The sequence below is a fragment of the Brevibacillus choshinensis genome, assembly GCF_001420695.1.
Classification (GTDB): Bacteria; Bacillota; Bacilli; order Brevibacillales; family Brevibacillaceae; genus Brevibacillus; species Brevibacillus choshinensis.
Genome location: NZ_LJJB01000007.1, coordinates 89,526 through 102,453, shown reverse-complemented (window position 1 = coordinate 102,453; position 12,928 = coordinate 89,526). Strand labels below are relative to the sequence as shown.

Sequence of the window (12,928 nt, the reverse complement as noted above, 5' to 3'; positions counted from 1 at the left end):
AACACCCATGCAAAGGAAGCGCTCCGGGTGGTTGACCATCCTCCCAAGCGGCAAATGGTTTCTGCAACTTCCACGGCAAGCATTGGCCAATCGTGCCCGTAAACCGTTATTCGCCAGCCTTGGACCTTTTTCTCACCATAAACGGTTGCACACCGGTCTGCCCAATCAGCAACCTGGTCGCATTCGCACCCGGATCAATTGGAAGATGGTCAACAACTCCCTGCGTCTCGGGCCATTAATCGGCATCATGACCGTCGGTGAAGGGGCAGCATTCGTGGGAAATCGGGATAATTTCAAGGATATCTCCCTCTCCGGAAAAAAATGGGGAGCTCTTGTGTACGTATTCACGCCGCAGAGCATCAATTGGGAGACAAAGAAAGTCCGCGGCTACCTATATAACGATCGCCAAAATATTTGGCAAGAAGCCATCCTCCCTTTTCCGCACGTCGTATACAACCGCATCCCCACCCGTAAGGCGGAGCAACGTCCGGAAGTGCTCAACACAATCTCCCGCATCAACGACTTGCCCAACGTCACTCTGTTTAATCGATGTTTCTTTGATAAACAAGAACAGTTTCAGATGCTAGGTAAATATCCAAACGTGCAAGCTTTTTTACCTGTGACGAAAAAACTTGACACGCTTGCTCGTTTTCGCAGTTTTTGTACGGAACATCGCTTTGTCTATCTAAAGCCTGTTCGAGGCAAAGCTGGTGAGGGAATCATGCGCGTGGAATACAAAAACGATGTGTGGCGACTAGAGCGTCTGAAAGATCAAAAAGCCGTCACACGCCGTTTTACCAATCTGGATGATGTATGGAAGCATATCAAGGGTCTGGTTCACCAAAAGAAATACATCATTCAGCAAGGAATCAAACGGGCACGTTATCAAGGAAAGCCGTTTGACGTGCGAGCGCTCGTACAAAAGGATGGAAATGGAGAGTGGAGCGTGACTGGAATCGGCATCCGCAGAGCGGGGTCTCAAAGTATCACCACCCATGTTCCCCGCGGTGGTTCCATCCATTCGTTGTCCAGCGTACTCCATTCTCTGTTCACTGATGATCCTGAGAAAATGGAGACGGCGATCCACCAGACATGTTTGACGATCGCTCGTACTCTCAATGAGGAAATCAAAGATTTGGCTGAAATGTCCATGGATCTGGGATTGACGGAAGACGGCAAGCTCTGGTTTTTTGAAGCCAATGCCAAACCGGAGAAATTCGACGAACCTACGATTCGCCACCTTTCTCTGTCCAATCTCATCCATTACGCACAGTATGTATCCCGCCTGCAAAGTGGGCGAAGAGTCGTAGCGGGGTAATGAACATGAAACTGAAATATTTGATCATGCCGCCACAAGCATTAGCTGAATCTCAATCGACATTGGTCCGGTTTGCTCGACAGGAAGGAGATCGCCGCATTACCAAGCATGCAATCGACTGGCTGACACGCCTCACGCCCAAAAAGATGTCGGAGCAAGGAACGACGGTGGCGCTAGCGATAAACGGAAAGCGTGTGATCGGCATGTTTGCGGTATCGCGCTGTGGTCTTGGACACTCCTTTTTGGTTGTCGACAAACGATATCGCAATCGCGGCATCGGCAAAGCGCTGACCGCTCACCTGTGTCAGCGGCTGCCCAAACTGTATGTGCGGGTTGCTCTAGACAATGAAGCCAGTCTGGCATTGTTTCGCGGGTTAGGATTTGAGCCTGTAAAAGCAAGCATCGGTCCTACAGGAAAACCAACGCTGTGGCTAGCCTTTGGGCACTGGAATCCGAACGATCTGCAGGAGCATGCCGGTTAACGATCCGGCATGTTTTTTGCGCATCCATTTTCTGCAAAATAAAGAATTCTCTTGTTTCGTCATTTCGTGCATTACCTGGCGAACCTTGGAAAAGATATGGTGCAGGAGGTGGTCTTCTCATGACCTACAATAACAACATCATGCAATCCCAACTACAACCACATATCTCTGGAGCAATGGGCCAAACAAACGCTATGTTCCAACCTGGGTATGCCAACACCAACGCACACGAGGTTCAATACTGGAACCAAGGTGGTCATTCCCCGGCTGCACAAACCCCTACATACGGACTGAGCTACGGTGGCGGTATCGGAGGCACGCAAGCAATGTTCCAACCTGGCTTTGCCAATACCAATGTTCAAGAGGTGAGACAGCTCAACTCGGGCTATGCCGCTCCTCAGCAACAAGGCTTCCAACAAACACAAATGAACAGCTATCAACAAACGCAGCCGATCAATTATCTCCACCCGCATAACACCGGCTACATACAAGCACAGCCAAGCGGATACATGCAGGCACAGTCTACCTATCAGCCTAGCTATGGCACTGCTACCAATTCGATCTTCTCGCCTAGCTTTGCCGGAACCAACATCCAGGAGGTTCAACAACGCAACAACACCGGATACGCAGGTCAAGGTTACACTGGACAAACTGGTTACACCAACAACACAGGGTACTCTTCCCAACTCGGCGGAAGCATTTTCTCCCCTGGCTTTGCCGGGACGAATGTGCAGGAAGTACGCCAGCTAAATCAAGGTGGCACAGCATCTGCCGGGATCATGAGCAGCGGCTATGGCCTGTATCCACAACAACAACAACAACAACAACAACAACAAGCGCAACAATCCTACCAAAGCTACGGAAGTTCGATTGGCACAGGTAGCCAATCCATGTACTCGCCTGGCTTTGCTGGCACCAACGTTCAGGAAGTACGCAGCCTGAACAACGGCGGTCAAATGACAGCGCATACCGGCTCTATTTTCCCAGGAATGATGTAATAAAAAAGCGTGGTTGTCTTTTTCATGACAGCCACGCTTTTTTTATTCAGCTTATTTCGTCCTCGCTTGCTGGATCGCCTCATACAGCGCGTGCAAAGTTTGCAGGCTCTGTTCATCTACAGTAAAAGTGATCCCCTCAAACCAGTACATATCTCGCTCTACAGAAGCTCCATTTGGTCCATCCTGCCGAAGCTGAGCCTCGACACAAGCCTCCGTCTGATCCAACTGCTCACGGACTCCCAGATGCTTTTCCAAATCAGGGCGAAAGCGTTCCAGCACACGGGATTGCTCTTCGTCCTGTCTAGCCAACCGAAACAACGCCATTTCTATTTGCAGCCAGCAAGTCACGTAAAAGTGAAATTCGAGAAACAACGTATGAAGTGCCTGACGAAGCTCGGCATCCTCTCCGGTTGCTTTCTGATGCTCCCACGTGGCACGCACCACTGCTTTTTTCTCCTGGATCAGATCGTAATGGCTGACTGCGCCCCGATAAAACTTGCGCACGATGTTGTACAACATGTCGGGTGTGCGCGGTGGAAGGCCATTGTGGCGGCTTTGTATATCCCGCATGGCAATTTCGCCTCTTTCTCTGCACTCATTTTTCTCTATTGTACATGAAATCGGCACGCCGGTACGCTGTACCAGACATTAGTCTTTTCCGTTTTTCCAGTATTCATAGGCGTGAATGGCTTGTCCCATATACGAGGAATAACCACCCAGCAGCTGAGCTACCCGTTCGAGCTGGCGATTCATCTCGCCCATTCCTTCTTCATAGAAGCTGACGAAATTCCCTTCGTGAGACTCTTTCGTCTCTACGGCTACAACGAGCTTTTTCCCGCTGTCCGAAGCGTACTTCATCTGACTTTCCACCAGTCCTACGATGCTCTCAGCTCGGTCCCGGAACGCCATCAATGTGGTATGATCCATCTGGTCCATCATCCAGTGAGAAAAAGGCGTGTCCGGCCTTCCCGGCGTGGGGGTATTGTTCAGCCATGCAGCCAAGTCCACACTTACTTCCAGGTCGCCGTCTTTTGCCTCGGCAACGAATGCCTCGATATTTCCCATCCATTGACGGAGCACAGCTTCTTTGTCTTCACGCCAGCGTGGCATGACGTACGGTTCGATATCCAGATGTACTCCGCAGAATTGTTCATCCGCAGAAGCCTCCTGGTTGTAGGCTTTAACCCATTTGACCAGTTTCAGGATCTTACCCCTGTTTTCCTCCAGAGCCCAAATCGGATGGCCACCCATGGCATGCACTTCGATCCCTGCCGCATTTGCCTTCCTGACAAAATCCCGGTACATGTCGAGGGACTGTTGGAGATCGATACGAACATAGAGCAGATTCACGTCGTTTTCTTTCGCGAAGTCGAGAATTTCGTCACTTTCTGACTTCAGAGTTTCTGCCCGCCAGATATACGTCCCCCGATAGCCTTTCGGTTGTTCTATTACCGGTGGCGTCACACCAGCAGCCTCCTTCCAGTACCGATAATCGTGGATCGCATTCCCGCTGTAAGAAGGATGATCAGCCATTTTTGCCGGCAGCTTTTCCAGTAGCTGATTCATATCCTCGGCTCCCTCTTCTGCAAACGAAGCGTGGTCATCCTCGATTTCTTTCATATTCACCGCGATGAGCACCCGGCGCTCCAGCTTGTCTGCCTGGTTCATCTCCTCTTCGACCAGAGCCAAAAGGCCGTTTGGGCCATCCAGCTTGTCCCGATACGCCATGATACACACCGTATCGAAACGGGAAATCAACCATGTGGAGAGAGATAGATCCCGGTTACTCGGTGTAGGAATGTCATCCATCCAGAACGGGATTGCAGCGCTCGCCTCCAAGTCACTGTCTTTCTTCACCTCTGCAGTGAACACGTCGATGTTTGACTGCCATTCCCGAATGACTCGCTCCTGCTCCGTCTCCCATTGCGGCAACAGATATGGCTCGATATCCAGCTGGATGCCTCTCACTTGCTCTGCCCTGGTCACGGACTCATTGTACTGCTTTACCCAGTTCACAATCTTCAGCATGCGCTTTTGATTGCTAGCCAAAGCCCACGCCGGATGACCAGCGACAGCGTGCACTTCGATCCCTCTCGCATTGGCATCCCGGATAAAGGAGCGATAGTAGTCATACGTTTTGTTCATATCGATACGCAAGTAAATCAGTGTAATTTCGTTTTGCTCACAAAAGCTTAATATCTGTTGCTTGTCCCGGCCAATTGTTTCGGACTGCCAGATCCATGTGGCTTTACTCTTTTTTTCCGCAGGGGAAAAGCCGAATAGAAAGCCGAGCGTAAGGCAGAGAACACTCAGGTAGATTCGCGCGGCTTTCATCGTAACTCCTCTCGTCTGCTCGCATGGAGCCAACTCTCGTAATCGTGAACAGCGCTACCCGCAAAGGCGGGATTTTCCGCAAGCTCGTCCTGCAGGATCGCCAGTTGGCTCTCCATTTCGGCTGTTCCGTCTTGGTGAAAACTCACATTTGCGCCTTCCTTGGATTCCAAAATATTGACTCCTACCACTACTGAGCCACTTTTACGCGCATTCGCATCCGCTACGATGCTATGCACGATGTCAACAATGCCATTCGGGCCCTGCGCGTGATTTCGATAGGCCATCAAGGTGATGCTGTCCAGACGCTCTACCATCCAGTTGCTCACTTTTTCTGACTCCCCCGGTACGGTCACGGTATCGATCCAAAAGGGAAGATCAGCGCTGACCAGCAAGCTGGAGTCTTTTTTCGTTTCCGCAGTCAGATAGACGACATTTTTCATCCATTGCTTTACGACGTCGTCCTGATCCTTCTTCCATTCGGATAAAAGGTACGGCTCAATGTCTACGTGGATGCCCTGAAATTGCTCATCTGGCTTGGCCGAACGGTTAAAGGCCTTCACCCAGGAGATGAGATCGCTAATGCTCCCACGATTCGCTGTCAATGCCCAGTTCGGATCGCCTCCCAACGCTTCGACCCGGATGGACGCTCGGCTTGCCGTTTGGATAAAGTCACGATAATCCTGAGGGCGAAGCGTTGTCGGCTCAATGTGCAGATAGATCAAATTGATGTCGTATTGTTCGGCAAAGGCGACGATTTCCTCTGTTTGTGAAGAAATGATGCTGGCATCCCAAATCCATGTCGCCTTGATATAGGAAGGGGTGGAACGGAGCTGTAACAAGGCCCACATAACGATCGAAACGCAGATGGCAGCCAACAACCATACCCAAATATGGTGTATGCCAGTCCGTGCCCATCGCGGTATCAGCATCGTCCTCCGGTTGCTTGCGCAGTTGCTAGCAAATGTTCCTCGCGAAGGTGACGCTCATCTGCTCGCTCCACTGATTTTCCTGTTTCCCCACTCACATACGCGTACGGACCAACAATGGCGTCGCGTGGAATCCTGCTGCCTACGACGGTAGATGAACTCACTTGCACATGGCTCTCGATTGCACTGTCGATCACGTGTGCGTTTGGCCCAATCGCGCACCCTTCTCCGATTCGGGTATGTCCGCTTAGATAGGAGCCTGGATAAATTACCGTATCTGATCCGATCTGCACGTCCGAATCAATATAGGTCGAGACCGGATCAATGATCGTCACGCCACCCTTCATGTGGCGTTCATTGATTCGTTTTCGCAGTTTTTGTTCCATTTGCGCCAGCTGGATCCGGTCATTGACACCTGCCCCTTCTTCCGGATCATCTGCAACATACGCACCAATCACGGAGCCTTGATCCTGCAAGAGAGACAACACGTCCGGCAAATAATACTCCCCTTGCGCGTTATCATTAGAGACGAGCGGTATCGTTTCAAAGAGCTTGCGATTATCGAAGCAAAAGATACCCGTGCTAATCTCACACACCTTTTTCTGGCCCAAGGTAGCATCCTTCTCTTCCACAATCCGTCTGACGTTGCCGCTCTCGTCGCGGATGATCCTGCCATATCCGGTCGGATTGTCTACGATCGCAGTCAGTACAGTAGCCGCTGCTCCCCTCTCCCGGTGATAGGAGAGGAGTTGATGCAACGTCTCTTTTCGTACCAAAGGTGTATCTCCATTTAAGACGAGGGTGATCCCCTCCTGATTTTCCAATGCTTCACGGCACATCCACACGGCGTGCGCTGTACCCAACTGCTCTTGTTGATGGGCGTAGCTGACGCGGTCTCCCAGCTGATGCATGACCGCTTCTGCACCATGGCCGATCACCACGACTAGTTTATGTAATGCCAGGTCTTCTACTGCTTCGACGACGTGCTCGATCATTGGCTTGCCGCAAACCGGATGCATGACCTTGTACAATCGGGATTTCATCCGCGTTCCTTTTCCGGCCGCCAATATAACTGCATGTATGTTCATCCGATTCCCTCCGTCCCGTCCAGCTCGCTCTTTCTATACGCTCGAAGCTGAATCTCCTGCTCGAAGTATGGCTTTAATTCATAGGTTAACGTGTCTATCATCATTCCCAAGTTGATATCTTTCCTCTGCACGCCCAGCTGATAGGCCTGGAGCATGATCTCCAGCAAAATCTCCTGATTCAACGTCCGATTCGAGGTGCTCATGTACTCAATCCTCCTTTTATCGTCCTTCTTTGTGAGTAAGGACGGGCGTTGCTATTCGACTGTTACACTTTTTGCTAAATTCCGCGGACGATCCACATCATTTCCCAAGGCAACTGAGGTGTAATAGGCGATAAGCTGAAGAGGAATGACGCTCAAGATCGGAGTCAATAGCGCATCGGTTGACGGAATCAGGCACACATCATCCACAGATCGATGCAGCTCTACATTATCTTCGAGTGCAATCCCGAGAACGTTTGCCCCTCTCGCTTTCACTTCCGTAATGTTACTGACCATTTTTTCATGCAGCTCTGCTTGCGTAGACAACGCGATGACGCGTGTCCCTTCCTGAATGAGCGCCAGTGTCCCGTGTTTGAGCTCTCCGGCCGCATAAGCTTCAGAATGAATGTAAGAGATTTCTTTCAGCTTCAGTGAGCCTTCCTGCGAGACAGCATAATCGAGACCACGCCCAATGAAGAACAGATGTCCTTCGTCCTTGATGGATTGGGCAAACGTATGAATCCCTTCTGCATGAGCGAGAACCGTCTCCACCTGCTCAGGTAGCTTTTGCAAGGCAGCGATCAAAGACTTTCTCTCCTCCGAAGGCAGCGTCTCCTTCTCTTGTGCCAAATACAGTCCGAGCAGATAAAAGGCGATCAACTGGGAGGTATATGCCTTCGTAGAAGCAACCGCGATTTCCGGACCTGCGTTTGTCGTGATCAGGTGATTGGCTTCTCGCGCAATGGAGCTGCCCACGACATTCGTAATCGCCAAAATGCTTGAGCCGTTACGTTTGGCCTCGCGCAAGGCAGCCAACGTATCCGCCGTCTCACCGGATTGACTGACCACGATCGTAAGAGTTTTCCCTTTAAAAAGGGGCCGTCTGTAACGAAACTCTGACGCCACATCGATTTCCACAGGGATCTGAGCCAGACTTTCAATCACGTGCTTTCCAATCATTCCTGCGTGGTAGGCCGTTCCGCAGGCCACTATGTATATTTTTTCGATCCCCTTGACGGTTTCAGTCGACAGCTGGAGATCCGGGAACACAATTTGTTGTCCCGCTTCGTCAATGCGCCCAGTCATGGTGTTGCGCAGAGCACGCGGCTGTTCGTAAATTTCTTTGAGCATGTAATGCTCGTATCCGTCCTTTTCTGCCTGCTCCTTGTCCCATTCAATTCGCAGCAGGTCGCGCTCGATCAGTTGATTCGTCTCCAGATTCATCACAGTGACCGAATCTTTGGTCAATATGGCCAGGTCGCCATCTTCGAGAACGTAGACATCACGCGTATGCTCCAGCACAGCGGGAATATCCGAGCCAATGAAGTTCTCTCCAGTTCCTACCCCAATGATCAACGGGCTGGCGAGCCGGACGGCTATCAGTTTGTCCGGCTCATGCTCCGTCATGACACCCAAGGCATACGCCCCGCGAATTTTTCCAGCCACTTGTTGTACCGTGGAAACGATGTCTCCGTCGTACAATTCCGCCAGCAAATGGACGATGACCTCCGTGTCTGTCTGCGAAGTGAATACGACTCCCCGCTCTTCCAGCTCTTGCTTGAGATCCAGGTAGTTCTCGATGATCCCGTTGTGTACGATCGCGAATTTTCCTGATTGATCAAAGTGCGGGTGAGAATTTTCGTCTGACGGACGTCCGTGTGTCGCCCAGCGAGTATGGCCAATGCCTATTTCTCCTTGCAGGCTGGATTTCTCCGCCTGCTCTTCCAGCACATCGATACGGCCTTTTGCTTTGCAGACCGCAATTGACTCCCCGTCGCACACCGCTATCCCTGCTGAGTCATAACCGCGGTATTCGAGCTTTTTCAGTCCGTTAATCAAGATGGATTGTGCTTCTCTGTTGCCGATATATCCCATGATTCCACACATGTTACGCAATCCTCCCTTAAGCAATCTTTCTCATGTCCAGGTATCGCATGTTATGCAAGCATACTAACCATTTCTTTTTCCTGACGAATCGCAACAGCATTACCAAGTTTGTAAATGTTCGCGTTTGTAATGCCGTCAAAGGCGTTTCTTGTATCGATAATGGCAACACCGAGGTCGGCCAGTGCCTGATAATCGAAACTGCGATGATTGGTGATCAAAACCATGCAATCGTAGGTCTTGAAGAACTCCGGATCGTTATCGATGGAAGGAACGACATGTCCCTCTTTATCTACAAAGCTAGTCGCATATGGATCGAAATAATCTACCTTTGCCCCGTTTTTAGCGAACAGCTCGTAGATTTCCAGCCCAGGTGATTCGCGCAGATCATCCACATCTGGCTTGTACGCCATGCCAAGGATCAGAATTTTGGAATTCTTGATCGCCTTGGCGTACAGATTGAGAACCTGACTCGTCTTGTTCAGAACGTAGTCTGGCATATTATCATTGATGGATTGGGCAATCTCGATAAACTGACTGTGGAAGCGGAACCCTTTCGCCTTCCAGGACAAGTACATCGGATCGAGCGGGATGCAGTGCCCACCAATCCCCGGTCCCGGATAGAAAGGCATGAATCCAAAAGGCTTGGTCGATGCTGCTTTGATAACCTCCCACACGTTAATACCCATTTTGTCGCACATCATCGCCATCTCGTTCATAAAAGCGATATTGACGCTGCGAAATGTGTTTTCCAGGAGCTTGGACATTTCCGCTACCTTTGGTGAAGAGACGGGAACGACCGTTTTTACTAGATTGCCATACAGCAAGCAGCCCAGCTCGATGCACTTTTCCGTCGTGCCCCCGATAATTTTCGGCGTATTGTGGGTAGTAAACAGTCGGTTACCCGGGTCGACACGCTCGGGCGAGTAGCAGAGGAAAAAGTCTACGCCTGCTACCAAGCCGAGCTTTTCAAACTCACGCTGAATCAATTCCTCTGTGGTTCCGGGATAGGTGGTGCTCTCCAGCGTGATCAACATGCCTTGTCTCATGTACGTTTTGATTTGATCCACTACATGAATGATGTAGGAGGTGTCCGGGTCTTGGTTAGGACTGAGTGGAGTGGGTACGCAAATGCTGATCGCATCCAGCTCTGCGAGTACACTGTAGTCAGTAGTTGGGAAGAAACGCCCTTCCGCCATGCATTCCTGAAGCGTTTCATTGGAAATATCCTGCACGTGCGAAATGCCTGCCTTCAGATTCTCCACCTTGCCTGCATGCAAATCGATCCCCGTTACGGTGTAGCCGCTTTTCAGCGTTTCGATTGCCAAGGGCAGCCCCACATAGCCCAAACCGATAATGCCTACTTTTGCTGTTTTCATTTGAATCTTTTGTTGTAACTCCTCGTATCTTCCCATTGTTGTTCCACTCCTTCTCTCTTTATGAAATCAGCCGTTTTACCCTTGCTTCCAGCTCCACTGGGGAAAATGGCTTGGTGATATAGTCAGATGCACCAAGAGCAAATGATTTTTGGACATCCTCTTCCAGTCGCTTATCTGTAAGAATGACGATTTTGCTGGTGTAGTCTTTTTCAGTACGCTTGATGCGCTCCATCAGCTGATAGCCATTGATCACTGGCAGATTCAGATCGGTAATAACCAAATCCGGCATCATTTCCTGAAACTTCTGCATCCCCTCCATCCCATCGCTGGCTACGTTTACCTGATAGCCTTTGCGCTGCAGATAGATCGTCAAAAATTCGTTTACGGTTTGATCCGAATTGACGAGCAGGATGCTTGTCTGATCCTCTTGGCCGTCTGCAGTTACCGGATCATAAATGTGAATCTCCCCGAAGCCTTCCAGTTCTTTGATGTCCTGCATCATTCTCATGAGCATTTGCCTGGATGAGCGAGAGCTTTCGGGAAAGCTCGCGATTAGCATGCTGCCTGACAGAAGATGTTTTTCTAGCAAATAATCTTTGACTCGCAAGGCGTGAAAATGGGTGTCACTCAGCTTTTGCCCCTCCAATCCCACACCTAAGATATTTTTCGTTTTGTCGTACTCATAGTGGGCTGTCACATCAGGTGTATCCGTTTCAAAAGCGACTTTGATCGCTTCCAGCCCTTCTTTCGAGAGATTTTTGCAAGTCACTAAAATAACCCCACACGATGTTTGGCTCGCTTCCATTTCACCGAGAAGCTGATAAAAAGCTGGTACGAGATTACTCATCCTCTTGCCTCCAAACTCGAAATGTTTTTGTTGCCCTCAGCTTGCCAGCTCTTGCGTGTCATCGTTCCCCACGAATTGTTATTGCTCAAATATTCGATGTGTCCGAGGAATCTCCAGATGACGCCGACCTGACGATAGCCAAAGAACATCAAGATTGTATAGAAAAGCATTTTGACGATATCCCGGATACGCGGATAGCGACGAAACGCGATTTCCTCCAGCAGCAGAGCACCGACTCCCAACAGTATGCCGTAGATGATATTGAGCAGTCCGTACAGCAACAGGACATTTGCATTGGTCATGTCCATGAGCGTGTACCCGATCAGTGCAAGCAGCCCTGTGATCCGGAAGTACGGATTAAGTGTCTCGAACAAGATATTGAAAGGCAAAGTAAGCATCCCGAATAACTTGTATTTCGGTCGCAGTACCATGTTCTTTCCGTACTCGATCATGTTTTTTAAATTACCGCGCCCCCATCTGCGTCGTTGGCTACCCAAGATGCGGAACGAGTCCGGCGCTTGTGTCCAACAAACCGCATCCGGGCAAAAGGCGACGCGATAAGGGAGTTTGTTTTCCAGCATGTATTTGTGCAGCTTGATGATGATGTTCATGTCTTCACCCGGATAACCTTCACGATAGCCGCCGACTTTGATCACATAGTCTTTGCGGAAGACTCCAAAGGCACCAGACACGATGATCAAACCGTTGATGGCACTCCAGCCGATCCTTCCCCCGAGAAAAGCCTTGAGGTATTCCACCGATTGCATCATCGGTAAAAACTTGTCCGGCAGACGAATGTCGCTGACGACCCCGTCTTCAATCTTGCAGCCGTTTGCGATCCGAATGTCGCCGCCAATCGCTACTGTCTCATCCGGATTTTCCATATAGACTTTGGCGATACGAATCAGCGCATCTTTTTCTAGCAGCGAATCGGCGTCGATCGAAGCGATCAACGGATAGTGCGCAACGTTGATCCCTGCGTTCAGTGAGTCCGCCTTTCCACCATTTTCTTTGTCGATCAAATAAAGATTCGGGAAAGCCGGATTGTGGTAGATTCCCCGGATGTTCGACGTCTGCAAGAGCGGCTGAACAGGCATGTTCGCTGATGCTTCGAGCTTGAACTCACGAGTCAGTACTTGCAGGGTATCGTCTTTGGATCCGTCATTAATCACGATCACTTCATAGCGCGGATAGTTGAGTGAGAGTAGTGATCGCACATTCTCGATAATCGTCAGTTCTTCATTGTAAGCCGGTACCAGAATCGATATCGGCGGGACTTGTTCCGAGCCTGACAACGCCTGAAACCTGGAGTAGATGGAGCTTTTTAATATCCCGACGATGCTCTTGAAAGAGAACATCATGATGATGAAATACAACGAATTAATCGCAATCACATAGTAGACGGCGAATATTCCGTAGTAGAGCAGAAAATCACGCATAGCTTCCTCCCCTCCTGCTTATCTATGCCAAGC

Annotated in this window: 12 protein-coding genes; 3 read left to right on the top strand and 9 right to left on the bottom strand. The window is 50.1% G+C overall.

Annotated features, from left to right (window positions below; translation table 11 throughout):
• Nucleotides 1–7: 7 nt before the first annotated feature.
• The 3 genes from AN963_RS00510 to AN963_RS00500 all read left to right on the top strand — a co-directional run bounded on the left by AN963_RS00510 (nt 8) and on the right by AN963_RS00500 (nt 2,798).
• The gene (locus AN963_RS00510) at nt 8–1,318 is read left to right on the top strand and encodes a YheC/YheD family endospore coat-associated protein (RefSeq protein ID WP_055742618.1); all 1,311 of its coding nucleotides are present in this window, start codon (nt 8–10) and stop codon (nt 1,316–1,318) included.
• A gap of 5 nt (nt 1,319–1,323) precedes the next feature.
• Entirely contained in the window at nt 1,324–1,800 is a 477-nt protein-coding gene (locus AN963_RS00505; protein ID WP_236707843.1) for a GNAT family N-acetyltransferase, read from the top strand.
• Nucleotides 1,801–1,919: 119 nt separating this feature from the next.
• Nucleotides 1,920–2,798 carry a hypothetical protein gene (locus AN963_RS00500; protein WP_055742616.1) on the top strand — a complete coding sequence of 293 codons (879 nt, stop codon included), beginning with the start codon at nt 1,920–1,922 and terminating at the stop codon, nt 2,796–2,798.
• Between the two features lie 51 nt (nt 2,799–2,849).
• Here AN963_RS00500 and AN963_RS00495 read toward each other — a convergent pair whose 3' ends face one another.
• The 9 genes from AN963_RS00495 to AN963_RS00455 all read right to left on the bottom strand — a co-directional run bounded on the left by AN963_RS00495 (nt 2,850) and on the right by AN963_RS00455 (nt 12,895).
• On the bottom strand, nt 2,850–3,368 hold the full coding sequence (locus AN963_RS00495) for a hypothetical protein (protein WP_055742615.1): 519 nt from the start codon (nt 3,366–3,368) through the stop codon (nt 2,850–2,852).
• Between the two features lie 78 nt (nt 3,369–3,446).
• Nucleotides 3,447–5,132, bottom strand: a complete 1,686-nt coding sequence (locus tag AN963_RS00490) for a hypothetical protein (protein WP_055742614.1) — start codon at nt 5,130–5,132, stop codon at nt 3,447–3,449.
• Entirely contained in the window at nt 5,129–6,061 is a 933-nt protein-coding gene (locus AN963_RS00485) for a hypothetical protein (RefSeq protein ID WP_055742613.1), read from the bottom strand. The genes AN963_RS00490 and AN963_RS00485 overlap by 4 nt, the downstream gene beginning before the upstream one ends.
• Nucleotides 6,055–7,146: a bifunctional UDP-N-acetylglucosamine diphosphorylase/glucosamine-1-phosphate N-acetyltransferase GlmU gene (glmU, locus tag AN963_RS00480; protein ID WP_083496744.1), complete on the bottom strand. Its 1,092-nt coding sequence runs from the start codon at nt 7,144–7,146 to the stop codon at nt 6,055–6,057. The genes AN963_RS00485 and glmU overlap by 7 nt, the downstream gene beginning before the upstream one ends.
• The gene (locus AN963_RS00475; protein ID WP_055742612.1) at nt 7,143–7,349 is read right to left on the bottom strand and encodes a hypothetical protein; all 207 of its coding nucleotides are present in this window, start codon (nt 7,347–7,349) and stop codon (nt 7,143–7,145) included. Before AN963_RS00475 ends, glmU begins: the two co-directional genes overlap by 4 nt.
• 51 nt (nt 7,350–7,400) lie before the next feature.
• Nucleotides 7,401–9,233 (bottom strand): glutamine--fructose-6-phosphate transaminase (isomerizing), encoded by a 1,833-nt coding sequence (glmS, locus tag AN963_RS00470; protein WP_055742611.1) that lies wholly within the window; start codon nt 9,231–9,233, stop codon nt 7,401–7,403.
• Nucleotides 9,234–9,283: 50 nt separating this feature from the next.
• A complete protein-coding gene (locus AN963_RS00465) occupies nt 9,284–10,645 on the bottom strand; it encodes a nucleotide sugar dehydrogenase (RefSeq protein ID WP_055742610.1) in 1,362 nt (453 codons plus the stop codon).
• 22 nt (nt 10,646–10,667) lie between these two features.
• Complete coding sequence (locus tag AN963_RS00460) at nt 10,668–11,456, bottom strand: response regulator transcription factor (protein WP_055742609.1); 789 nt, start codon at nt 11,454–11,456, stop codon at nt 10,668–10,670.
• The gene (locus AN963_RS00455; RefSeq protein WP_055742608.1) at nt 11,453–12,895 is read right to left on the bottom strand and encodes a glycosyltransferase family 2 protein; all 1,443 of its coding nucleotides are present in this window, start codon (nt 12,893–12,895) and stop codon (nt 11,453–11,455) included. The genes AN963_RS00460 and AN963_RS00455 overlap by 4 nt, the downstream gene beginning before the upstream one ends.
• Nucleotides 12,896–12,928: the final 33 nt, after the last annotated feature.